A 23179-nucleotide genomic window follows, 5' to 3' on the forward strand; every position below is an offset into this window, starting at 1 on the left:
CCGTCCCGGTCGCTACCGGATCCCGTCGATCGCCTTCAGGACGCGCTTCTCCGACACCGGGATCCGCGTCCCGAGACCCTGCGCGAACAGGCTCACGCGCAGTTCCTCGATCATCCAGTAGATCTCGACCACCTCGGGCGCGGCGCGCCGCTCCTCCGGCAGTCGTGCGAGCAGCTTGTCGTAAGCGCCGTAGACGCGATCGAGCACATCCATTCCCGCCGCGTCGCGATGCGCACTCGCCGGCAACGCCTCCAGGCGCTGCGCAGCCGCGGTGAGATAGCGCGGCAGGTCGGCGATCCGCCGCGACCCCAGATCGGTGACGAAGCCGGGGAACAGCAACGACTGCAGCTGTTCGCGTACGTCGTCGGCAGCCTCGCCGTTCGACCGATCGAGGAGCACACCCACCTCGTGGGCACGGGACAGCACGGGCACAACCGCTTTCAACAGACGGGCCACGCGCCCCGGCAGGTGTGACCGCACCGTGGCCGCGAGCGCCTCGAACTCCTCGGGGGTGCGCACGGGAGCGCCGTGCGCGGCGATGAGTTCATCCACCGCGCAGGCACGACAGTCCTCGATCAGCGCCTCGAACGATCCGTCGGGGTTCCGCCCGAGCGCGAGCCGCTCCATGTTGGTCAGCCCCGAGGTCACGGCCTTCGCCTTCGTCGGTGCCGACGACAGCAACAGGGCGCGCAACCCCTGACGCGTTGCGTTCTGCTGGGCCTGCGGTGTGCTGAGCACGCGCACCGCGACGCCGTCCTTCTCTGCGACCAGGGCGGGGTAACCGGTGACCTTCCGGCCGCCGACCTCGCGGGTGACGGTCTCCGGCAGGTCCCCGAGGGTCTCGGCCGTCCACACCACCGCCGCGGGACGTTCGGTGCCCGCAGCGGCGCGCGAGACCTCCGCTTCGACCCGCGGAGCCAACTTCTTCCGCAGGGCCGCCAGGCTCTTGCTGCGACCGAGCACGGTGCCGCGCTCGTCGACCGCCGCGAAGGTCATCCGCAGATGGTCGGGCAACGCACCGGTATCGAAGTCGGAGGGCTCGATCGTGCACCGGCCGAGCCGCGACAGCTCGCGGGCCATCGCATTGACGAGCGGTTCGGAGCGCGGCGTCACCGAGGCGAGGGCGGCCGCCGCGAAGTCGGGAGCCGGGACGACCTGCCTCCGAAGGTGTTTCGGCAAAGTCTTGATGAGGGCCGTCACCAGCTCGGTCCGCATCCCGGGTACGAGCCAGTCGAAACCGACGGACTTGAGGTTCGCGAGCAGCGCGACGGGGACGCGGGCGGTGACGCCGTCCTCCTCCGTGCCCGGCTCGAACTGGTAGGTGAGGGGGAACTGGATCTCGCCCTGGCGCCACGCATCCGGGTAGTCGCCCTCGAGCACCGACGCGGCGTCCTGGTTCACCACGGTGTCCGGCGTGAACGTCAGCAGGTCGGGTTGCTGCCTGCGGGTCTTCTTCCACCACGTGTCGAAGTGCCGGGCCGAGATCGCCTCCGGGCCGACCCGCTGGTCGTAGAAGTCGAACAGGGTCTCGTCGTCGACGACGATGTCGCGCCGGCGCGCACGGTGTTCGAGTTCCTCGACGTCCTCGAGCAACGCCCGGTTGTCGTGGAAGAACTTGTGCTGTGTGCGCCATTCGCCCTGCACGAGGGCGTGACGGATGAACAGTTCGCGCGAGACCTCCGGATCGATCCGTCCGTACGGCACGGGACGCTGGGCGATCAACGGGATGCCGTAGAGCGTGACGCGTTCGTAGGCCATCGCCGACTCGCGGCGCGTCGACCAGTGCGGCTCCGAATAGGTGCGCTTGACCAGGTGCGGAGCGAGCTTCTCGACCCATTCGGGTTCGATGCGCGCGGCCGTCCGCGCCCACAGCCGGGAGGTCTCCACGAGTTCGGCGGCCATGACCCAGCGCGGAGGCTTCTTGAACAACGACGATCCCGGGAAGACCGCGAACCGTGCGCCGCGGGCACCGAGGAAGTCGCGCTTGTCGCCCTCGCGAAGACCGATGTGCGACAGCAGACCTGCAAGCAGCGACTTGTGGACGTCGTCGGGGTTCACGTCGCGGTGGTGCGTCTGCCAGCCCATGTCGACGGTGATCTGACGGAGCTGCCCCTGCAGGTCCTGCCACTCACGGATCCGCAACCAGTGCAGGAACTCGTCGCGGCACAACCTGCGGAACCTGCTCGACGACAGTTCCCGCCGTTGCTCCTTCAGGTAGTCCCACAGCCGCAGGAAGGCCAGGAAATCCGAGCCCTCGACCGCGAACCGGGCGTGCTTCTCATCGGCGGCCTGCTGGAACTCGGTCGGGCGCTCACGCACGTCCTGGATCGACAGGGCCGCGACGATGATGAGGACCTCGCGCAGGCATCCGTTGCGGTGGCCCTCGACGATCATTCGGGCCATGCGCGGATCGACGGGCAGCCGGGCGACCTCGCGACCCGTCGCGGTCAGGCGCGGCGTCTCGCCCTTCTTCGCGGGTTCGAGCGCGCCGAGCTCCTCGAGCAGAGCGATGCCGTCGCGGATCGCGCGGGGATCCGGTGCCTCCACGAACGGGAACGCCTCGATGTCGCCGAGACCGAGCGCCGTCATCTGCAGCACCACCGACGCGAGGTTGGTGCGCAGGATCTCGGGTTCGGTGAACTCCGGCCGGCCGTCGAAGTCGTCCTCCGAGTACAAGCGGATGCAGATGCCGTCGGCGACGCGACCGCAACGCCCGGCGCGCTGACGCGCCGAGGCCTGCGAGATCGGCTCGATCGGCAGTCGCTGCACCTTCGTCCGCACCGAGTACCGCGAGATACGGGCGGTGCCGGGGTCGACGACGTAGCGGATACCGGGAACCGTCAGGGACGTCTCGGCGACGTTGGTGGACAACACGACCCGTCGACCCGTGTGCGGTGCGAAGACCCGGTGCTGTTCGGCCGCCGACAGACGTCCGTAGAGCGGGAGGATCTCGGTGTTGCGCAGCTTGCGGTCGCGCAGCGCATCGGCGGTGTCGCGGATCTCACGCTCGCCGGAGAGGAAGACCAGGATGTCGCCGTCGCCTTCGCGCTGGAGTTCCTCGACGGCCTCGCACACCGCGTCGACGGGGTCGCGGTCGACGAGCGTGTCGCCCACCTCGACCGTCAGCGGCCGATAACGGACCTCGACGGGATAAGTGCGGCCGGAGACCTCCACGATGGGGGCGGGCGTGCCGTTCGCGTCGGCGAAGTGGCGTGCGAAACGTTCGGGGTCGATCGTCGCCGAGGTGATGATCACCTTCAGATCGGGGCGACGCGGAAGCAGCTGCGCGAGGTACCCGAGCAGGAAGTCGATGTTGAGGCTGCGCTCGTGCGCCTCGTCGATGATGAGCGTGTCGTACCGGCGCAGCAGACGGTCGCGCTGGATCTCGGCGAGGAGGATGCCGTCGGTCATCAGCTTGACGAGTGTCGACTCGGTGACCTGATCGTTGAAACGCACCGTGTATCCGACGGCGTCGCCGAGCTCGGTGTCCAGTTCCTCCGCGAGTCGTTCGGCGACGGCGCGCGCGGCGATACGGCGCGGCTGGGTGTGGCCGATCAGGCCGCGAACCCCGCGCCCGAGTTCGAGGCAGATCTTCGGGATCTGCGTCGTCTTGCCCGAACCGGTCTCGCCGGCGACCACCACGACCTGGTGGTCGCGGATCGCGGCGGCGATGTCGTCCTTGCGCTGCGAGACCGGCAGGTCCTCGGGATAACGGATCTCCGGGACCGACGACGCGCGGGACGCGAGCCGGGTGCGGGCGTTCTCGATCTCGGCGGCGACCTCGGTCAGCGCCTCGCCGCCCCACGCCCGGTCGAGCCTGCGACGGAGGCGGTTCTCGTCGCGGAGGGAGACCTCGGACAGGGCAGCGCGCAGTTCGCGACGATTCGGGGCGGGGGAGATGGACATGCTGATCACACAGCCTAGCGAAACGACCCGGTCGGGGCCGGTCGGGGAGGGCGGGCAGGCCCGGGGGTCAGCCCGCCAGGGCGCGCACCCGGCCGATCACTTCACTGAAGATCTCCCGGTACGGGGCGTGGACCGTGAAGTGGGTGAACCCGTAGCGCTCCCGGCTGCGCAGGATCTGCCCGGCCATCTCGTCGACCGTGCCGATCAGCACGAACGGCGAGTCGAGCAGATCGTCGGCGCCGACGGTGTGCTCGAACCGCTCGGCGAGCGCGGCGGCGGTGCCTGCCCGATCGTCGGTCTCGACGACCGCCTGGAGCAGGGTGTGCCACTCGATGTCCTCGACCCGGTCGCCGGCCCGTGCCCGCGCGAACGTGACACGGTCGTCGGCCTCGGCCGCGGTGGCGATGCGGAACGTCCCCGGTGGCTTCCCCGGCAGTTGGACGGCGCCGGCGACGCTCAGGATGTCGGCGTGGGCGGCGGCGACGGCGAGGATCCGGTCGCCGGTGCCTCCGACGATCAGGGGCGGACCGTAGCCGCCGAATCCGCGCCGTTGCACCGGACGGAGCACGGACAGATCGAACGCTTCGCGCAGCGCTGCCTGCTCGTCGAAACCGGACCCGGTGAACGATCGCTGCAGTTCCTGCACAGTGGCTTCGAGTCTCTCGGCTCGCTCGTCGAAGCGTTCCCACTCGATCCCGGCCGCCTCGAACTCCCATCTCATGTGGCCTGCGCCGAGACCGACCTCGAGCCGGCCGCCGGTGAGCAGATCGGTGGTCGCGATCTCGCGGGCGAGCAGTGCCGGATTCCAGAAACCGGCATTGAGCACCATCGTTCCGACCCGCAGACGCTCGGTGGCGCCGGCGGCGGCGACCAGGACGGGGAACGGCGCGGGGACACCGAGATGGTCGGCCGCGTACACGGCGTCGAAGCCCGCGTCCTCGACGGCCCGGCACCAGCGAGCGAACGCATCGGGGGACCCGACCTCGAAGATGTTGACGGAGAAGCGGAACTCGGTCATGGCACCAGGGTGGCGGGTGCGGGTCTTCGGCGCCAGAGTCGTTTCCTCCGCATACGATGGCGGGTGTCGTGATCGTCGTGGACGGGAGTTGGTCGTGGGTGCGTTGTGGCACGGATTCGCCGATATGGGCGCGATCGAACGGGACGGCGCATTCGTCGTGTCGCGCGGGGAAGGCGCGTACATCTGGGACGACGCCGGCAACCGTTACCTCGATGCCACCGCCGGACTGTGGTTCACCAACGTCGGTCACGGCCGCACCGAGATCGGCGAGGCGATCGCAGCGCAGATCGCCAAGCTCGCCCACTACTCGAACTTCGGCGACCTGACCTCCGAGCCCACGGTCGAACTCGCCGAGCGTCTCGCGGGGATCGCCCCGGTTCCGGGCAGCAAGATCTTCTTCACCTCCGGCGGATCCGACTCGGTCGATTCGGCGGCCAAGCTCGCGCGGCGGTACTGGCAGGAGGTCGGAAAGCCCGGCAAGCGGCTGCTGGTCTCGCGGGAGAAGGCGTACCACGGCATGCACGTCGGTGGTACCTCGCTCGCCGGTATCCCCGTCAACGGTGAGGGCTACGGCCGCCTGTGGGAGGACACCGCGCGGGTTGCGTGGGACGACGCCAAGGCTCTGCTCGAACTCATCGATTCGGTCGGTGCCGACTCCATCGCGGCCTTCTTCTGCGAACCCGTCATCGGTGCGGGCGGGGTGTACCTGCCGCCGGACGGCTATCTCGCCGAGATCCGCGACATCTGCCGCGACCACGACATCCTGTTCGTCGTCGACGAGGTGGTCACCGGTTTCGGTCGTATCGGTGGTTCGTGGTTCGCGTCGTCCCGATTCGATCTGAATCCCGACATGGTCACCACCGCAAAGGGACTCACCTCCGGCTACCTGCCGATGGGCGCTCTGTTCGTCGCTCCGCGGGTCGCCGAACCGTTCTTCGCCGGAGGCGTGTGGTGGCGCCACGGCTACACCTACGGCGGGCACGCTGCCGCCGCAGCGGCCGCTCTCGCCAACCTCGACATCATCGAGCGCGAGGATCTGCTCACCGAGTCGGCGCGTATCGAGCGGACGCTGCACGAGAAGCTCGCTCCGCTGGCGGATCATCCGCGGGTCGCCGAGGTCCGCAGCGGTCTCGGTGCGGTGGCGGCCGTGCAGCTCGCCGATCCGTCCGAGGCGCTCGGCTTCGTCAAGACCCTGCGACAGCACGGGATCTCGGGACGTGCGGCCGGTCAGGGAGCGATGCAGATCTCCCCGTCGTTCGTGATGACCGACGAGCAGATCACCGATCTCGCCGACGGAATCGCCGCAGCACTCGGCTGATCCGTTCCTTCGGCCCGACCGGTACCTCGGCGAGGGGGAGTTCGGCGCTGCCGTCGCGTGCGGCGAGCGAACGCGCGTAACGCTCGTGCAGCACCGACCGCACCTCGTCCGGGCTGTAGTTCCGTCGTTGCCGCTCGTTGCGGGCGGCGACGGCACCGGTCGCCGCGACTCCCACGATCCCGGCGAGTCCGACGAGCTTCCACCACTTGCCACCGCGTAGTGCCATGTGGACGACCCTAGCGGCCGTCGGGACCATGCGGACGACCCCAGCGGCCGTCGGGGCCATGCGGACGACCTCAGCGGCCGTCGGGGCCATGCGGACGACCCCAGCGGCGGTCGGGCATGGCAGGCTGACGGCATGGACACTTCGTCGGCTGATCGGTGTGCCGGTGCGCGTTCGCGTCTCACCCTCGACGAGGCCGTGGCGACGACCCGCACGGGGGACCTGTGGATGTTCCGCGGCGCAACCCCGGCCGACCGAGCGATCCAGACGCTGACCAACGCGCCGGTGAACCACGTGGGGATGACGGTCGCACTCGAGGACCTGCCGCCGCTCATGTGGCACGCCGAGCTGGGCCGCAGCCTCCCGGACATGTGGACGGGACGGCACCAGCGCGGCGTGCAGTTGCACGACCTGCGCAGTGCGGTGCAGGTGTGGGCCGCGCGTTACGGCCAGCGCGGCTGGTTGCGGCAGATCTCGGTGGCGGTCACCCCGGATCAGGAGGATCAGCTGCTGCGCACGATCGCGCGGCTCGACGGCACACCGTTCCCGTCGACGACGACACTCACGGGGCGATGGTTCGCGGGCCGACTCCCACGTCGTCGGCGGGCCGCCGTCCCGTCCGGTGGGCTCGAGAGCGCGTACTGCGCCGAGGTGGTCGGATTGACGCTGGAGGAGATGGGATTGCTGCAGCAACGGCACCGGGGAAGCAACTGGTACGACCCCGGCCGGTTCTGGAGCGGCGATCGGCTGCCGCTCGCTCCCGGGGTGGAGTTCGGCGGCGAGATCGAGGTCGTGCTCGATGAGGACGACCTCGCTGCCGGAAAGGCGGCCGGCTCGGCGTCGTAGAGCCCGGACCGGCGTAGTCCGATAGTTGTGAAAGGTAAAGACGATAGGTCGTTCTACACTGATAGGCGTGACCGATCAGAGCTACCAGCCCACCCTCTCGCAGCTGCGTGCCTTCGTCGCGGTGGCCACCTACCGCCACTTCGGCACGGCCGCAGCGCGACTCGAGGTCAGCCAGCCCACCCTGTCCCAGGGTCTGGCGGCTCTCGAGAACGGCCTCGGCGTCCAGCTCATCGAGCGCAGCACCCGCCGTGTGCTGGTGACACCGGTGGGTGCACGCCTGCTTCCCTACGCAGAGGTGGTGCTCGACGCAGCCGACGGCTTCGTCGACGCGGCGGCAGGAGTGTCCGACGGACTGTCGGGCCCGCTGCGGGTGGGGTTGATCCCCACCGTCGCGCCCTACGTCCTGCCCGAGATCCTGCCCGCACTCGACGAAGCGATGCCGGCCCTGTCGCTGCAGGTCGTCGAGGACCAGACTGCGCGGCTCCTCGACGCACTGCGCGCCGGAACCCTCGACGTCGCCGTCCTCGCACTGCCCGCCGACGTTTCGGGTGTGATCGAAGTTCCGCTGTACGACGAGGAATTCGTCCTCGTCCTGCCGACCGGACACGAACTCGCCGGGCGCACCGATCTCTCGGTCTCCGCACTCGACAATGCGCAACTGCTGCTGCTCGACGAAGGCCACTGCCTGCGCGACCAGACACTCGACCTGTGCCGGTCCGTCGACGCGCGACCGACATTCGGCGACACCCGTGCGACCTCCCTGTCCACCGTGGTGCGCTGCGTCGCAGGACGATTGGGCATCACGCTCGTCCCGGCCTCCGCGGTCGCCGTCGAAACCGCCCGGGGAGACCTCGAGGTCGCGCACTTCGCGGACCCGGCACCCGGCCGCCGGATCGGTCTGGTGTTCCGCTCGTCGTCCCCGCGCGGAGTCGACTACCGCATCCTCGCCGAGACCATCCGCGGCTGCGTCCCGCCGACCTGCCGCCCCGTCGTCTCCTGACGAAGACCCCCTCAGCGCCGACCGCGTCGGGGTTTTCCGGGGCGCTTGCGCGCGGAGGTCCCTGCTCGGCGCGACGTCTTGGGTTCCGGCGCGCGGCGCTTCGGGGCCGAGCCCTTGCGTTCACCACGACGCGAGGTGCCGCCCGACTCGGCTTCCGGTTCGGAGTCGCTGCGGCGGCCACGAGAACTGTTGGCCGTCCGTCCCCGGACGATGCCGACGAACTCGTCGACGAGATCGGTCGTCCGGTCGGTGATCCACACGAGACCCACCTGGGACGCCGGCGCGTCGACGACGGGACGGTAGGTCAGGTCGCGTCGGTGGTGCAGGCGGGCGAGCGACTGCGGCGTGACGAGCACACCCACTTCCGAGGCGACGTGCGAGATCGCGTCCTCGGTGGTCGCGGGCCGCTCGAAGGCCTCCTCGCCGGGAAGGGCGACCCAATCGAGCACGTCGTCGAGCGGATGCAGCACCGTCTCGTCGGCGAGGTCGGACACCGACACCTCGTCGACCGCCGCGAACACGTGCTCCTTGGGCACCACCACGACGGAGACCTCGGTGTAGAGGGGGATGACCGACAGGCCGTCCCGTTGCAGCGGCAGGCGCAGCAGTGCGATGTCGGCGGCGTCCTCGCGCAGCGGATCCGCGCCTGCCGTCGGTTCGACGGGGACCAGTTCGATCGGGACGTCCGGCATCCGCTCGTTCCACACCCGCACCCACTTCGCGGGGGTGACACCCGGGACGTAGGCCAAGCGGAAGGGTTGCACGGTCGGTTCGCTCACCGAGTCAGGCTACCGCTCCCGTGACCCGCCGCCTGCGACGATCAGCCCTCGACGATCTCGAACTCGTCGAACACCACTTCACCGGCCGCATCGGACTCGCCGAGATTCACCTCGCCGATCAACGCCCAGCCGTGATCGCCCTGCGGGTCGTGCAGGGTCTGACGCACCCGCCACAGTTCGGGACCCGTCTCGACGGTGAAGAGCAGCGGTCCACGCGCGTCGGGGCCGGTGCCGATCTCGTCGTACTCGTCGAAGTACAACTCGAGCAGGTCCTCCCAGTCCTCGGCGTCGAGACCGTCGCCGAGGGCCGCGAGTTTGTCCCAGCGCCGACGTGAGGCCAGCTCGACCCGCTTGAACATCGCGTTGCGGACCATGACCTTGAACGCACGGACGTTCGCGGACAACGGGCGAGGAGAGTCGACACCGAACGCGATCTGCTGGTCGTCGGATTCCACCCCGGGATGGGTGAGCGACTCCCACTCGTCGAGCAGGGACGAGTCGACCTGACGGATCAGTTCGCCGAGCCACTCGATGATGTCCTCGAGCTCCTCCGTGCGCGCGGCGTCCGGTACCGTCTGCCGCAGGGCGCGGTAGGCGTCGGCGAGATAGCGCAGGACCAACCCCTCGGAGCGGGCCAGACCGTAGTGCGAGACCAGCTCGGAGAAGGTCATGCTGCGCTCGATCATGTCGCGCACCACCGACTTCGGGGACAGCGGGAACTCCGACACCCAGGGATGGCCACCCCGGTACGTCTCGAAGGCAGGCTCGAGCAGCTCTACGAGCGGCTTGGGCCAGGTGATCTCCTCGAGCAGTTCCATTCGCTCGTCGTACTCGATGCCGTCGGCCTTCATCTGCGCGACGGCCTCACCGCGCGCAGCGTGCTGCTGTGCCATGAGCACCTGACGCGGATCGTCGAGCGTCGATTCGATGACCGACACGACATCGAGAGCGTAGGTGGGGGAGTCGACGTCGAGCAGTTCGATCGCTGCGAGGGCGAACGGCGACAGCGGCTGGTTGAGCGCGAAGTCGCGTTGCAGGTCGACGGTGAGACGGGCCCGGCGCCCGAACTCGTCCGGCTCGTCGAGCTGCTGGACCACGCCCGCCTGCAGCAGCCCCCGATACAGCGAGATCGCCTTGAGGATGTGCTTGCGCTGCGCCGGACGGGGTTCGTGGTTGTCCTCGAGCAGATGCCGCATCGCGTCGAAGCAATTGCCCGGTCGCGCAATGACGTTGAGCAACATCGAGTTGCTCACCGAGAACCGCGACTGCAGCGGTTCGGGCGACGCCGCGATCAGCTTGTCGAAGGTGCCCTCACCCCACGAGACGAAACCTTCGGGTGCCTTCTTGCGCTGCACCTTCCGGCGCTTCTTCGGATCGTCCCCGGCCTTGGCGAGAGCCCGGACGTTCTCGATCTCGTGCTCCGGGGCCTGCACGACGACGGTGCCCATCGTGTCGTATCCGGCGCGACCTGCACGACCGGCGATCTGGTGGAACTCGCGCGCCTTGAGCTGCCGGGTGCGGGTGCCGTCGAACTTCGTCAGGCCCGTGAGCAGCACGGTGCGGATCGGCACGTTGATGCCGACGCCGAGCGTGTCGGTACCGCAGATGACCTTCAGCAGCCCGTCCTGCGCGAGCTTCTCGATCAGGCGCCGGTATTTCGGCAGCATGCCCGCGTGGTGCACGCCGATACCGTGCCGGACGAGACGCGAAAGGGTCTTGCCGAAACCGGTGGAGAACCGGAAGTCGCCCAGAGCGGTGGCGATCGCCTCCTTCTCGGCCTTCGTGCACATGTTCACGCTGGTCAGAGCCTGAGCGCGCTCGAGGGCCGCGGCCTGGGTGAAGTGCACGACGTAGACGGGCGCCTGGTGCGTCGTGACGAGCTCCTCGATCGCTTCCCCGATGGGTGCCTGCGAGTACGAGAAGGTCAGCGGGACCGGACGTTCGGAGCCCGAGACCTCCGCCGTCGGCCGTCCCGTGCGGCGGGTCAGGTCCTTCTGCAGGAAAGTCACGTCGCCGAGCGTCGCGGACATGAGCAGGAACTGCGCGTGCGGCAATTCGATGAGCGGAACCTGCCACGCCCACCCGCGGTCGGGTTCGGAGTAGAAGTGGAACTCGTCCATCACGACCTGGCCGATGTCGGAGTCCGGTCCTTCGCGCAACGCGAGATTCGCGACGATCTCGGCGGTGGCGCAGATGATCGGTGCTCCGGCGTTGACCGACGCGTCGCCGGTCATCATGCCGACCTTGTCGGCACCGAAGACGTCGCACAGGGCGAAGAACTTCTCGCTCACGAGCGCCTTGATCGGGGCGGTGTAGAAGGTGCGCTTGCCCGCGGCGAGCGCGAAGAAGTGCGCACCGAGCGCCACCATCGATTTCCCCGAGCCCGTGGGTGTGGCGAGGATGACGTTGGAGCCGGCGACGAGCTCCATGAGCGCTTCCTCCTGCGCCGGATACAGCGAGATGCCCCGATCCGTCGTCCAGGTGGTGAACGCGTCGAACAACGCGTCGTCATCGACGGGGTCGGGTATCAGATCGGGAAGCAGCACTTCTCCAGGCTAGTCGGAAGGACCCGACCCACCCGAGCGGGTCGCGCGGCTCTGCGGGCAGCGCAGTCGGGTGCCCCTGCGGGCAGTGCAGTCGGTGCCCTGCGGGCAGTGCAGTCGGGTGCCCTGCGGGCAGTGCAGGTCAGGTGGCGCTGCGCTCGTCCGAACCCATCGCGCCGAGCACCGCCATGCGGGTCTCCGGGCCGCCGCTGATCTGCGACTCGCTCACGCCCGACACGAGCAGTCGACGCCAACGGTCGAGGTCGAACTCCAGGGGAGAGGTGGTCTCCAGAAAGTTCTCGACCACCCGCAGGAAGCGCAGCGGGTCGTCGCGGAACGGGAAGTGGCCGGAACCCCGGAAGATCTCGAGACGTGAACCGGGCATGGCCGAGTGCGCGAGATAGGCGTGGGCGACCGGGATGACGCTGTCGTGATCGCCCCAGATGAGCTGGACGGGGAGGTTCTCCGTCAGATAACAGCGATCGAGCATGGTCACGACCTGACCGCGCCAGTCGACCACCGCGCGCAGCGTGCGCAGATACGCCTCGTAGGCCGTGGGGTCGGGGAGGTTCCCCAGCACGCGCACCAGATCCGAGGTGTCGTGCAGCAGGGCACCGGGACGCAGCGGCGATCCGTTGACCCGATTCAGCACGGCACCGGCGGCGCGCAGGACCGGCATCGCCCCGGGCAGCCGCAGGACCCGCAGCGCTTCGCTGACGATCGGCACCGAGATCAGGCGCAGCGCAGGATGAACGTCCTTGGTGACTCCGCCGGACGCGACGAGCACCAGACGCTCGACCATGTGGGGGAACTGGTAGGCGAACTGCATCGCCACCCCGCCGCCGAGGGAATGGCCGATCACCGTGACCGACTCGATCCCCAGGACCGACAGCAGGTCGCGCATGCCGTTCGCGTAGGCGGCCACCGAGTAGTCGGCCCGCGGCTTGTCGGATCGACCGTGCCCGAGCAGGTCGGGGGCGATCACGGTGTACTTCTCCGCCAGGTGCGGGATCACGTCCTGCCAGGTCGAGGAGTCGTCACCGATGCCGTGCACGAGCAACAGAGCGGGACCGCTGCCGGCCATGCGGAACGCGCGTCGGTAACCGTGGATCGTGCGGAACACGATGCGGGGTTCGTTGTCCGGAACCGGGCGAAGCGTCCGGGCGCGCGGTGGAACCATGAGCGTCTCCTGCGACGTCGGTGATCGCGTGGTGGTAGCCGGGCTGCCCGGCCCGTCGCCGGGAACCGGACACAACTACCACTGTGGCATATCGCCGAAGCGTACCGCCTGTATGTGACGCCGACAACGACGATTGTGACGATCATGAAACATCCGGCGGACCCGTCTTGGCGTCAGCGCGGAGCGGAATCGTCCCCGTCGTCCGGGCCGAGCTCGCCGAACCCGCCGTCGCCGGCCCCGCCGTCGCCCGGACCTGGGAGATCGTCGCCGGGATCGGTGCCGCGCCGATCGTATTCGGCGAGGAACCGCTCGAATTCGGCGCCGATCTCCTCACCCGTCGGCAGACTCTCGTCGGTCGGCAGGGGAGAGGTCTGCTGTTCCTGGGCGGCGACGTAGCTGTCGTACTGCCGCTCGAGCGCGTGCACCACCCCGAGGACCTCGGCGTTGTCCTCGATGTGCTCGTCGATCTGCTCCCGCACCCGTGCCGCAGCCTCGCCGAGCGCCTGCAGCGGCAGCTCCAGGCCCCCGACCTCGGCGACGTTCGTCAGCAGCGTCTCGGCGGCAGCCGGATAGTCGGTCTGGGCGAGATAGTGCGGCACGTGCACGGAGAAGCCCACGGACTCGTGCCCGTGCTGCCCCATCCGGTATTCGAGCAGCGACGAGACCCCGGCGGGCACCTGCAGCTCGCCCGACCAGCGGTGGTGCCCCGCGATGAGGTCCTTGTTGGTCGAGTGCGCGGTGACCGCCAACGGCCGGGTGTGCGGGATCGCCATGGGGATCGCATTGAGCCCGATGGTCCGCCGCACCCCGAACTGCTCGGCGAGCAACCGCACCGCGGTGATGAAACGCTCCCACTTCAGATCCGGCTCGGCACCCGCGAGCAGCAGGAACGGGGTGCCGGCCTCGTCGATGAGCGCGTACAGGTTCAGTTCGGGCTCGGCGTAATCCGAGAAGTGGTCGGCCTTGAACGTCATGAGCGGCCGACGCGATCGGTAGTCGATCAGTTCGTCGACGGCGAACGACGCGACGAGTTCGGTCTCCAAGTTCTCGCGCAGGTGCGTGGTCGCCAGGCGCACCGCGTGTCCCGCGTCGGCGAACCCTTCGAGACCGTGCACGAGGACGGGCCCCTCACCGTCCGGGGAGGTGAGCTGCGGAGCCGGGAATTCCAGCTCGTACATGCGGGACTGCTCGTCCATCTGCGAACCACTCCGATCACACTCAGTCTCGGCATCTCCGCCGGGGTCACCCGACGTGGCATGGTGGTGTTCGAGTCTAATTGACGCCACGACGACCGATTCCGGGGCGCACACCCTGCCCGACGTCGACGACCGAGGGAGGTTCGGGTGACCCGACGCGATACTCGTCCGAGGCGCCGCGCATCGGCCGGCCGGAGCGTGGTGGCGGCCGCGTGCCTCATGCTCGCATCCGCCTGCTCCCAGACCGTCTCCGGCGACCCCCGGCCCGAACCGGCAGCCCTGACGGGAACCGCGTCCGCGCCTGCGCCTGCCCCCGCGATCGTCCGGGCACCGGGCGAACTGGTGCTTCCCCCCGAACGGTTTCCCGAACCGTACGTCGCGGTGGTTCTCCCACCTGAGGCCGTGGCGCAGGCGGCGCCCGACCTGACCGGGATCCAGCCCGGCTCGAGGGTCGATCCGGGCGGATGTCTGCCGCCCGCGCAGGATTACGGCCCCGAGAGCACCGCCATGGTGGTCGGTACCGACAACGCCAGTCGCGCGACGATCAGCGTCGAGGTCACCCGGCCTGCTCCGGACCTCGCCGAGTACCGCACCCATCTGACGGAATGCTCGCAGGTGGACGCCACCGTGCGGGGGATCACCTCGACCGTCTCGACCGTCCTCGACGACGATCCTGCTGCGCCCGTCGACGGAGCCGGGACGCTGGCCCTGACCCGGACGGTCGACTCCGGCCGGGGATCGGGCGGCCTGACGCAGTCGATGGCCACGCGCATCGCACAGATCGAGGACGTGCGCGTGACGGTCACGTACATGTCCTTCGACGCGGCATCTCCCGACACCGACAATCTCGACCGCGTGTTCCGGGAGGCCGTCGACTTCGCCGCCCGCCCCTGACGCGGGCCGGGCGCGGCACCCTAACAGCGCCCGCCGACGGGATCGTCCGCTCGGCACCCGATCACGGTGCCGGTCTCGAAGTTGTCCACAGCCGGCCGGTTCATCCCCAGAAGGCCCCGGAACGGCCCCGGGAGCCGCTTTCCGCTCGGACCGATGGGCCACGGTTCGAGCATGACAACTTCCACGCCTTCGTCGTCGCACCCACTCCGTCTCACCGATGTCGGTGACGTGATCGCCGCCCTGCCCGCGCTGATGGGCTTCCCGCCGACGCGTTCGATCGTCGTGATGTGCCTGACTCCGACCGGTGACGTTCCGACCCGCCCGAACGGCAGGGTGGCGAGCATCGGTGCGGTGATGCGACACGACCTCGTCCTGCCCCGGTCCGGGGAACCGGTCCCCGAGCTCATGCGCGCGGCGTTCCGGCGCTTCTGCGCCGTCTGTGCCCGCGAGGGCGCGGAATCGGTGGTGGCCGTGCTCGTGGACGACGATCTCGCCGACCGGCACGATCCGGTGATCGCCGACGTGTGCAGGCTCGTCGACGACTTCGCCGACCATCTCGACGCCGTCGGCATCGACCTGGCGGGGGTGTACGCGCTGCCGGAGATCACCGGTGGAGCGACCTGGTTCGTGCCCGGCCAGGACATCACCGGCAGCGTGGCCGATCCCGGGTCCTCGGTGGTCGCGGCGGCCCGGGTGTTCGAGGGCAGCCCGATCCGCGGCTCCCGCACCGAACTCGCCGCACTGCTCGCGCCGTATCCGCCGGCGGTGCGGCAGGAGGTTGCGCGGTGTATCGACGAGGTCGTCGAGACCCGCGACCGCGAGTACGAACGCTGTGCCCGCGAGGGCGGCGGCGAACGCGCCGACCGTCTCGAACTCGAAACCGTGCTCGCGCACATCGAGACGTACGCCGGCGGAACGGATCCCAGCGCGTCCGACATCGCCGAGCTGGCCGTTCTGCTCGCCAACCGCACGGTGCGCGACGCCGCCATGGGACTCGCGACCGGACCGCTCGCACGGCCGGCGGAGCGTCTGTGGACCGAGCTCGCCCGGGCCCTGCCCGATCCCGAACGGGCCGATGCCGCCGCGCTCGTCGGCTTCGGCGCCTACGTGCGCGGCGACGGTCCGCTCGCCGGGGTCGCGCTCGCAGCGGCCCTCGAATCCGATCCCCGCCACCGGCTTTCGGATCTGCTCGACCAGGCCCTGCAGGCGGGACTGCGTCCCGAGTCGATCCGTGGCCTCGCAGAGACCGGACACGAGATCGCGGCGCGGCTGGGACTCGAACTGCCGCGCGGCGACGAACCGTCCTGAACCGGAGCCGTCTGCTCGATCCGGCCCTGCGCTCGATCAGCGTCGAGCGGCGTGCAGACGGTCGCCGAGGGACCGGGTGAACTCCCACGCATCGGAGACGATCTCGTCGAGATCGGTGTGCTGGGGGTTCCATCCGAGCTCGGAGATCGCGCGGCTGCTCGAGGCGATGAGCACGGCCGGATCACCGGCGCGGCGCGGCGCGTCGACCGCAGCGATCGGCAGGCCCGTGACCCGCTCGCACGCCGAGATGACCTCGCGGACGGTGAAACCCTCTCCGCTGCCGAGGTTGTAGATGCCGTGGCGGCCGGGCTCGGACTTCGTCAGTGCCAGTACGTGGGCGTCGGCGAGATCCTTCACGTGGATGTAGTCGCGCACCGCGGTGCCGTCCTTGGTCGGCCAATCGGTGCCGAAGACCGAGATGTGATCGCGCACACCGAGAGCGACCTGCAGCACGAGTGGGATCAGATGCGTCTCGACGACGCGGTTCTCCCCGGCACCGCCGTAGGCGCCGGCGACGTTGAAGTACCGCAGGCTCGTCGCCGCGAGACCGTGGGCGTGCGCGTACGACGAGATCGCGTGATCGATGGCGAGCTTCGACGCACCGTACGGGTTGGTGGGGCGGGTGGGTGCGTCCTCGGTGATCGGCACGCTCTCGGGTTCGCCGTAGGTCGCGGCGGTGGAGGAGAACACCAACCGCGGGGTACCCGAGCGGCGGACGGCCTCGAGCAGGGCGAGGGTGGTCACCACGTTGCCCTGCCAGTACTTCTCGGGGAACTCCACCGACTCGCCGACCAGCGACTGTGCACCGAAGTGGAGGACGCCGTCGAAACGGGATCCGGAGAGCAGTTCGTCGGCGACGGCCGCGATGTCGCCCTCGACGAACTCGGCACCGGTGGGGACCGCCTCGGCGTTCCCGGTGGACAGGTCGTCGACGACCACGACGTCGTTGCCCTGTTCGAGCAACACGGTCGTGCACACGCTGCCCACATAGCCGGCGCCGCCGGTCACCAGAAGTCTCACGCTGGACATCCCCTTTTCGCACGCCCGTACCGGACATGCGAAAAGGGGTCTGGATCAGACCTGCTTCACCTGCACGGCGTGGGCCATCTCGTCGGAAAGCTCGAAGCTGTCGTGACCGGCCACGGTGATGGACACCGAGCCCGGTCGCGTCTCGACTGTAACCCGCGCGTCGGGGACCACACCGGCCTCACGCAGCCGCGCGATGACCTCGGGGTCGGACTGGACGTACTCCGCGAGCCGGCGCACCACGACCGCGGTCGGTTTGCCGTGCGGGATCTCCGTCAGCCGCACCAGCTTCTCGTCGAGGACCGCCGTGCGGTCGAGGCCGAGCTGAGCCAGTCCTGGAATGGGGTTGCCGTAGGGGGAGGTGGTCGGGTTGTTGAGCACCTCCACGAGACGGCGCTCGACCTCCTCGCTCATCACGTGTTCCCAGCGGCACGCCTCGGCGTGCACGTTCTCCCAGTCGAGACCGATCACGTCCACGAGAAGCCGTTCCGCGAGCCGGTGCTTGCGCATGACCGAGACCGCGAGATCGCGGCCCTTCTCGGTGAGCTGCAGGTGGCGGTCGCCGGCGACCCGGAGCAGGCCGTCGCGTTCCATGCGGGCCACGGTCTGGCTGACCGTCGGTCCGCTCTGTTCGAGGCGCTCGGCGATACGCGCGCGCAACGGCACCACGCCTTCCTCTTCCAAGTCGTAGATGGTCCGGAGATACATCTCCGTTGTATCGACCAGGTCCTTCACTCTCACACCCCTTCGTCTGGGCCGATTCTAACCGTGCGAACAGGACGGTGGGGGCGCCCTCCGAGGCTCGCATGTCCGTGGGTGGACCAGTAGCGTCTGTGTCCATGACCACGAGCTCCACCGCGGCGGGCGGTACGACACAGCTGAGCGGCGATCGGATAGTGGTGTGGAGCCCCGACTACCTCGATTACCGGTGGGGTCCGACACATCCGATGAATCCCACGCGTCTCGATCTCACGATGGCGCTGTCCCGCAGTCTCGGTCTCCTCGAAGGCGTCGAGACGGTCCGCCCGTCCCCTGCGGACGACACCGATCTGCTGCGCATCCACACCTCGTCCTACGTCGACGCGGTCAAGCGCGCGGGCTCCGCCCCCGAGGGAGCGGCACCCCCGGCCGACGCCCCCCACGGTCTCGGCACCGAGGACAACCCGATCTTCCCCCGCATGCACGAGGCCAGCGCGACGCTCGCCGGAGGAACCCTCGCCGCCGCACGCGAGATCGCGAGCGGCCGGGCCCGCCGCGCGGTGAGCATCGGGGGCGGCATGCATCACGCGATGGCCGACTGGGCCGCGGGATTCTGCGTCTACAACGACGCCGCCATCGCGATCTCGTGGCTGCTCGACCACGGCTACGACCGCATCGCCTACATCGACGTCGACGCCCACCACGGCGACGGCGTGCAGCACGCCTTCCTCGGCGATCCCCGCGTCCTGACCATCTCCCTGCACCAGCATCCCGCGACGCTGTGGCCCAACACCGGGTGGTCCAGCGAGGTCGGTTCGGGTCCGGCCGAGGGCACCGCGATCAATCTGCCGGTGCTGCCGGGCACCGTGGACGCGCTGTGGTTGCGCGCCTTCCACGCCGTCGTACCGGGCGCGGTCGCGGCGTTCCGCCCCCAGATCCTCATCAGTCAGTGCGGTGCCGACAGCCACCGTGAAGATCCCTTGGCCGACCTGTCCCTGACCGTCGACGGCCAGCGCGCGTCGTATCTCGCGATGCGCGATCTCGCCGATCGCTACTGTGAGGGCCGTTGGCTCGCCGTGGGCGGCGGCGGCTACGGTCTCGTGCGAGTGGTGCCGCGCGCGTGGACCCACCTGATCGCCGCAGCGCTGGACCGCGAGATCGACCTGAGCACCCCGATCCCGGCGGACTGGAGCGAGCGCGTCGGCGCTCTCGCGCCGAGCGTCGAATTGCCCACCGTCATGGGGGAGGGCTCCGACGTCTCCTACCTGCCGTGGGACGGTCCCGGCGGCACCCCGGAGACGGGAATCGCGTCCCTGGACCGTGCACTGACCCGCATCGATTCGGCGATCATCGCCACGAGGCGGGCGGCCTTCCCGCTGCTCGGCCTGGACCCGGAGGACCCCCGTGACTGACCGGCAGAATCCCGCGGCGGCACCGAACACCGCGTCTGCGGCGGGCGCCGCACCCGCACACGGCGTCGGGACGACGGGGGAGACCGACCCCGCGCGTGAGGCGGCGCTGGCGCGCGCCCGCGACTATCCGCGGCACTGGGTCGCCGACGTGCTGGCCTCGGACGGTGGTGTCGTGCACCTGCGGCCGATCGTCCCCGAGGACGCCGACGGGATCGTCGCCTTCCACGGCAAGCTGTCCGAACGCACCCGCTATCTGCGGTACTTCGGTCCGTACCCGACGATCTCGAAGAAGGACCTGTTCAACTTCACGGTCGTCGACCACAAGTCGCGAGTGGCGTTCGTCGCGGTGCTCGGCGACGAGATCATCGCCGTCGGGCGGTACGAGGGACTCTCGCACGAGGGCGACGGCCTCTCCGCCGAGGTGGCCTTCACCGTCGCCGACGCCCACCAGGGACGCGGTCTCGGTCCGATCCTGCTCGAACATCTCGCCGGCGCGGCCGCCGAGAACGGACTGCACACCTTCGTCGCCGAGGTCCTCGCCGAGAACCGGCACATGATCACGGTCTTCCGGGAGGCCGGCTACCAGGTCAGCCGCAGCTTCGAAGGGGGAGTCGTCCGGCTCGAGTTCGCGATCGACCCCACCGAGGCCCTCGTCTCGGTCCGCAACGCCCGCGAACGCGCCGCCGAGGCGCGCAGCGTGCGCAACATCCTCGGTCCCGGCAGTGTCGCCGTCATCGGTGCCTCCACCGACAGCCGCAAGGTGGGCAACGCCGTGCTGGTGAACATGCTGCGCAGCGGGTTCACCGGGCCGGTCTATCCGGTCAACGCCGAACACCGGTCCGTCCGGGGTGTCCGCGCCTACCCGACCGTCCGCGACATCCCCGACGAGATCGACCTCGCCGTCGCCGCCGTGCCCGCCGAATCGATCGACTCGGTGCTCGACGACTGCCTCGCCAAGGGCGTCAAGGCGCTGCTCGTCGTCTCGTCGGGTTTCGGCGAGACCGGACCGGAGGGCCGCGACGCCGAGCGGCGGCTCACACTGGCCGCTCGGTCGCACGGTATGCGGCTCATCGGGCCGAATGCTCTCGGTGTCGCCAACAACGATCCCGCCATCCGGCTCAACGCGACTCTCGCGCCCGTGCTCCCGGCGTCCGGCAACGTCGGCTTCTTCTGCCAGTCCGGCGCCCTCGGCATCGCGATCCTCGACGAGGCCGCCAAGACGGGTGTCGGACTGTCGTCCTTCGTCTCGGCCGGTAACCGCGCCGACCTGTCCGGCAACGACCTGCTCCAGTACTGGGACACCGATCCTGCCACCGAAGTGGTGCTGCTGTATCTGGAGAGCTTCGGCAACCCGCGCAAGTTCTCACGCATCGCGCGGCGGGTGGCGCGCAGCAAGCCGATCGTCGCCGTCAAGAGCGGCCGCCACGCGGTGCCCCCCGCGCTCGCCGCCCGGACGGGGGAGATGGACGACACCATCGTGCGATACCTGTTCGAGCAGGCCGGCGTCGTCCAGGTCGAGTCCATCGGCCAGCTCTTCGACTCCGCGCTGCTGTTCGGCTACCAGCCGCTGCCCGCCGGTCCCCGCGTCGCCGTGGTCGGCAACTCCACCGCCCTGGGCCTGCTCGCCGTCGACGCCGCCCGCGGACAGGGCCTGCAGGCACCGGACGCGGTGGACCTCGGCGCGCAGGCGTCGCCGGAGGAGTTCGCCGACGCCGTCGCCCGGGCGCTCGACTCACCCGACGTCGACTCGGTGATCGCGGTCTTCGTCCCGCCGGTCGCCGTCGACGTCCAGCCCTACGCCCAGGCCCTGCGCGACGCCGTCGCCGGGTCGGAGAAGCCCGTGGTCACCACCTTCCTGGCGACCGAGGGCATCCCCGACGTGCTGGCCGTACGCGGACCGGACGGCACTCCGATGCGCGGATCAGTGCCGTCCTATCCCGGGCCGGAACGAGCCGCGCTCGCCCTGGGGCGGGCGTGGCGGTACGCGAAGTGGCGCAGTCGTCCACCCTCGCAGGTCGTGCGACCGGCGGGCATCGATCCCGAGCGCGCCCGCGCGCTCGTGGACGGCTGGCTCGAGACGACTCCCGAGGGTCGCTACCTGTCGGACACCGAGGCGGCCCTGCTGCTGTCCTGCTACGGAGTCGAGGTCGCGGACTTCCGCGCCGTCACCACCGAGGAGGAGGCGGTCGCGGCGGCGGACGAGATCGGCTTCCCCGTGGCGGTCAAGGCCACCGGAGCGCAGTGGCGGCACCGGCCCGATCTGAGCGGGGTCCGGCTCGATCTCGTCGACGCCGATTCGGTGCGGATCGCCTATCGCGACCTGGCCGCGGTGTCGGGGGAACCGTTGATGCACGTGCAGCGGATGGCCCACAAGGGCATCGGTTGCGCGATCCGGGTGCAGGACGACCCGTCGTTCGGTTCGCTCATCTCGTTCGGTCTCGCCGGTGTGATCTCCGACCTGCTCGGTGATCGGGCCTACCGTGTTCTTCCGCTCACGGAGGACGAGGCGGTCGAGCTGATCGACGCGCCGAAGGCGGCGCCGCTGCTGTCGGGCTACCGCAACGCCGCGCCGGTGAACAAGCCGGCACTCGTCGACTTCGTCCAGCGGATCTCGGCGCTCGCCGACGACCTGCCCGAGGTGCGCGAACTGGTGTGCGAACCGGTGCTGGCCTCGGTGGTGGGGGCCGAACTCACCGACGCACACGTGCGGATCGGGCCCGAACCGCACCCGCTCGACCTCGGGCCGCGTCGTCTGCGCTGACGGCAGCCCCGGCCGACCGCCCGCCGGAAAAGACCCCGAACGGCAACGATCCCCGAGAACCCAGCCCGGTTCTCGGGGATCGGATACCGCTGACGCGCCCGGTCAGCTGGCGTAGGCGCGAAGGCGCTCGGCGCGGTCTCCTTCGCGGAGCTTGGCCATCACTTCGCGTTCGATCTGGCGGACACGCTCACGGGACAGCCCGAAGAGCTTGCCGATCTGATCGAGTGTGCGGGGCTGGCCGTCGTCGAGTCCGTAGCGCAGACGGATGACCTGCTGTTCGCGCTCGTCGAGCGTCGCGAGGACGCTGCGGACGTCGCTGTGCAGGAGGCCGGCGATGACGGCGGTCTCGGCGGACGTCGCCTCGGCGTCCTCGATGAAGTCGCCCAGCGGGGCCTCCTCGTCGTTGCCGACGGGCATGTCGAGGCTCACCGGGTCGCGGCTGTGGTCGAGCAGGTCGGCGATCTTCTCGACGGGGATACCCGACTCGTTGGCGAGTTCCTCGTCGGTCGCCTCGCGGCCGAGCTGCTGGTGCAGCTCACGCTTGATGCGGGCGAGCTTGTTGACCTGTTCGACGAGGTGGACGGGGAGCCGGATCGTGCGGCTCTGGTCGGCCATGCCGCGGGTGATGGCTTGACGGATCCACCACGTCGCGTAGGTCGAGAACTTGAAGCCCTTCGCGTAGTCGAACTTCTCCATCGCACGGATCAGGCCGAGGTTGCCCTCCTGGATGAGGTCCAGCAGGGGCATACCGCGTCCGGTGTAACGCTTCGCCAGCGAGACGACGAGGCGCAGGTTCGCCTCGAGCAGGTGGCTGCGAGCGGCCTGTCCTTCGCGGACGATGATCGCGAGGTCGCGCTTCTTCGCCGCCGACAGACGCTTCTTCGTCTCGAGCAGGTGCTTGGCATACAGGCCGGCCTCGATCCGCTTGGCCAATTCCACCTCGTCGGCTGCGGTGAGCAGAGCAGTCCGTCCGATACCGTTCAGGTAGACGCGAACGAGATCGGCTGCGGGGCTCTGACCGTCCAGGTCGGAATCGAAGCGAGCGGTGGTTTCGGGGCGTGCCATGACGT

Annotated in this window: 17 protein-coding genes; 7 read left to right on the top strand and 10 right to left on the bottom strand. The window is 69.6% G+C overall.

The window, feature by feature from the left end:
• Nucleotides 1-12: 12 nt before the first annotated feature.
• Entirely contained in the window at nucleotides 13-3906 is a 3894-nt protein-coding gene (gene hrpA / locus C6Y44_RS10785) for an ATP-dependent RNA helicase HrpA (protein ID WP_159418527.1), read from the bottom strand.
• Nucleotides 3907-3973: 67 nt separating this feature from the next.
• A complete protein-coding gene (locus tag C6Y44_RS10790) occupies nucleotides 3974-4924 on the bottom strand; it encodes a TIGR03621 family F420-dependent LLM class oxidoreductase (protein ID WP_159418526.1) in 951 nt (316 codons plus the stop codon).
• 124 nt (nucleotides 4925-5048) lie between these two features.
• Between C6Y44_RS10790 and C6Y44_RS10795 the strand changes: the two genes are divergently transcribed.
• The gene (locus tag C6Y44_RS10795) at nucleotides 5049-6242 is read left to right on the top strand and encodes an aminotransferase family protein (protein ID WP_159419252.1); all 1194 of its coding nucleotides are present in this window, start codon (nucleotides 5049-5051) and stop codon (nucleotides 6240-6242) included.
• On the opposite strand, the gene C6Y44_RS10800 is transcribed toward C6Y44_RS10795, so the two are convergent.
• Complete coding sequence (locus C6Y44_RS10800; protein WP_088898209.1) at nucleotides 6202-6468, bottom strand: hypothetical protein; 267 nt, start codon at nucleotides 6466-6468, stop codon at nucleotides 6202-6204. The two genes, C6Y44_RS10795 and C6Y44_RS10800, sit on opposite strands and share 41 nt — an antisense overlap.
• 132 nt (nucleotides 6469-6600) lie before the next feature.
• On the opposite strand from C6Y44_RS10800, the gene C6Y44_RS10805 reads away from it, so the two are divergent.
• Together C6Y44_RS10805 and C6Y44_RS10810 are read left to right on the top strand one after the other, a co-directional pair.
• Nucleotides 6601-7311, top strand: a complete 711-nt coding sequence (locus C6Y44_RS10805) for a hypothetical protein (protein WP_159418525.1) — start codon at nucleotides 6601-6603, stop codon at nucleotides 7309-7311.
• A gap of 67 nt (nucleotides 7312-7378) precedes the next feature.
• Nucleotides 7379-8311 carry a hydrogen peroxide-inducible genes activator gene (locus C6Y44_RS10810; RefSeq protein WP_120282339.1) on the top strand — a complete coding sequence of 311 codons (933 nt, stop codon included), beginning with the start codon at nucleotides 7379-7381 and terminating at the stop codon, nucleotides 8309-8311.
• Between the two features lie 11 nt (nucleotides 8312-8322).
• On the opposite strand, the gene C6Y44_RS10815 is transcribed toward C6Y44_RS10810, so the two are convergent.
• From C6Y44_RS10815 to C6Y44_RS10830, 4 genes are all read right to left on the bottom strand, one after another.
• Complete coding sequence (locus C6Y44_RS10815; protein ID WP_120282340.1) at nucleotides 8323-9090, bottom strand: LysR family substrate-binding domain-containing protein; 768 nt, start codon at nucleotides 9088-9090, stop codon at nucleotides 8323-8325.
• Between the two features lie 41 nt (nucleotides 9091-9131).
• The gene (locus tag C6Y44_RS10820; RefSeq protein ID WP_159418524.1) at nucleotides 9132-11636 is read right to left on the bottom strand and encodes a DEAD/DEAH box helicase; all 2505 of its coding nucleotides are present in this window, start codon (nucleotides 11634-11636) and stop codon (nucleotides 9132-9134) included.
• Between the two features lie 139 nt (nucleotides 11637-11775).
• On the bottom strand, nucleotides 11776-12813 hold the full coding sequence (locus C6Y44_RS10825) for an alpha/beta fold hydrolase (protein WP_159418523.1): 1038 nt from the start codon (nucleotides 12811-12813) through the stop codon (nucleotides 11776-11778).
• A 173-nt stretch (nucleotides 12814-12986) separates the two neighbouring features.
• Complete coding sequence (locus C6Y44_RS10830; protein ID WP_120282342.1) at nucleotides 12987-14009, bottom strand: proteasome assembly chaperone family protein; 1023 nt, start codon at nucleotides 14007-14009, stop codon at nucleotides 12987-12989.
• Between the two features lie 219 nt (nucleotides 14010-14228).
• Between C6Y44_RS10830 and C6Y44_RS10835 the strand changes: the two genes are divergently transcribed.
• A complete protein-coding gene (locus C6Y44_RS10835; RefSeq protein WP_120284199.1) occupies nucleotides 14229-14903 on the top strand; it encodes a DUF5642 family protein in 675 nt (224 codons plus the stop codon).
• A gap of 171 nt (nucleotides 14904-15074) precedes the next feature.
• Nucleotides 15075-16211, top strand: coding sequence for a DUF4192 domain-containing protein (locus tag C6Y44_RS10840; protein ID WP_159418522.1), 1137 nt, complete (start codon nucleotides 15075-15077; stop codon nucleotides 16209-16211).
• A gap of 36 nt (nucleotides 16212-16247) precedes the next feature.
• Here the strand turns inward: C6Y44_RS10840 and galE are convergent, their stop codons facing one another.
• Nucleotides 16248-17240, bottom strand: coding sequence for a UDP-glucose 4-epimerase GalE (galE, locus tag C6Y44_RS10845; RefSeq protein WP_174247047.1), 993 nt, complete (start codon nucleotides 17238-17240; stop codon nucleotides 16248-16250).
• 45 nt (nucleotides 17241-17285) lie between these two features.
• Nucleotides 17286-17972 carry a metal-dependent transcriptional regulator gene (locus C6Y44_RS10850; protein WP_016692727.1) on the bottom strand — a complete coding sequence of 229 codons (687 nt, stop codon included), beginning with the start codon at nucleotides 17970-17972 and terminating at the stop codon, nucleotides 17286-17288.
• A gap of 104 nt (nucleotides 17973-18076) precedes the next feature.
• Between C6Y44_RS10850 and C6Y44_RS10855 the strand changes: the two genes are divergently transcribed.
• Nucleotides 18077-19348, top strand: a complete 1272-nt coding sequence (locus C6Y44_RS10855; protein WP_159418520.1) for an acetoin utilization protein AcuC — start codon at nucleotides 18077-18079, stop codon at nucleotides 19346-19348.
• Nucleotides 19349-19454: 106 nt separating this feature from the next.
• Nucleotides 19455-22109: a bifunctional acetate--CoA ligase family protein/GNAT family N-acetyltransferase gene (locus C6Y44_RS10860; RefSeq protein WP_159419251.1), complete on the top strand. Its 2655-nt coding sequence runs from the start codon at nucleotides 19455-19457 to the stop codon at nucleotides 22107-22109.
• A gap of 102 nt (nucleotides 22110-22211) precedes the next feature.
• Here C6Y44_RS10860 and C6Y44_RS10865 read toward each other — a convergent pair whose 3' ends face one another.
• On the bottom strand, nucleotides 22212-23174 hold the full coding sequence (locus tag C6Y44_RS10865) for a sigma-70 family RNA polymerase sigma factor (RefSeq protein WP_016692730.1): 963 nt from the start codon (nucleotides 23172-23174) through the stop codon (nucleotides 22212-22214).
• Nucleotides 23175-23179 lie beyond the last annotated feature (5 nt).

It is taken from the genome of Rhodococcus rhodochrous, from assembly GCF_014854695.1.
GTDB lineage: Bacteria > Actinomycetota > Actinomycetes > Mycobacteriales > Mycobacteriaceae > Rhodococcus.

Coding starts and splice junctions, on each gene's coding strand:
- C6Y44_RS10800 (WP_088898209.1), bottom strand. CDS start 6,468: ATGGCACTACGCGGTGGCAAGTGGTGGAAGCTCGTCGGACTCGCCGGG.
- C6Y44_RS10830 (WP_120282342.1), bottom strand. CDS start 14,009: ATGGACGAGCAGTCCCGCATGTACGAGCTGGAATTCCCGGCTCCGCAG.
- C6Y44_RS10835 (WP_120284199.1), top strand. CDS start 14,229: ATGCTCGCATCCGCCTGCTCCCAGACCGTCTCCGGCGACCCCCGGCCC.
- C6Y44_RS10865 (WP_016692730.1), bottom strand. CDS start 23,174: ATGGCACGCCCCGAAACCACCGCTCGCTTCGATTCCGACCTGGACGGT.
- C6Y44_RS10795 (WP_159419252.1), top strand. CDS start 5,049: ATGGGCGCGATCGAACGGGACGGCGCATTCGTCGTGTCGCGCGGGGAA.
- C6Y44_RS10840 (WP_159418522.1), top strand. CDS start 15,075: ATGACAACTTCCACGCCTTCGTCGTCGCACCCACTCCGTCTCACCGAT.
- hrpA (WP_159418527.1), bottom strand. CDS start 3,906: ATGTCCATCTCCCCCGCCCCGAATCGTCGCGAACTGCGCGCTGCCCTG.
- C6Y44_RS10790 (WP_159418526.1), bottom strand. CDS start 4,924: ATGACCGAGTTCCGCTTCTCCGTCAACATCTTCGAGGTCGGGTCCCCC.
- C6Y44_RS10855 (WP_159418520.1), top strand. CDS start 18,077: ATGACCACGAGCTCCACCGCGGCGGGCGGTACGACACAGCTGAGCGGC.
- C6Y44_RS10805 (WP_159418525.1), top strand. CDS start 6,601: ATGGACACTTCGTCGGCTGATCGGTGTGCCGGTGCGCGTTCGCGTCTC.
- galE (WP_174247047.1), bottom strand. CDS start 17,240: ATGTCCAGCGTGAGACTTCTGGTGACCGGCGGCGCCGGCTATGTGGGC.
- C6Y44_RS10825 (WP_159418523.1), bottom strand. CDS start 12,813: ATGGTTCCACCGCGCGCCCGGACGCTTCGCCCGGTTCCGGACAACGAA.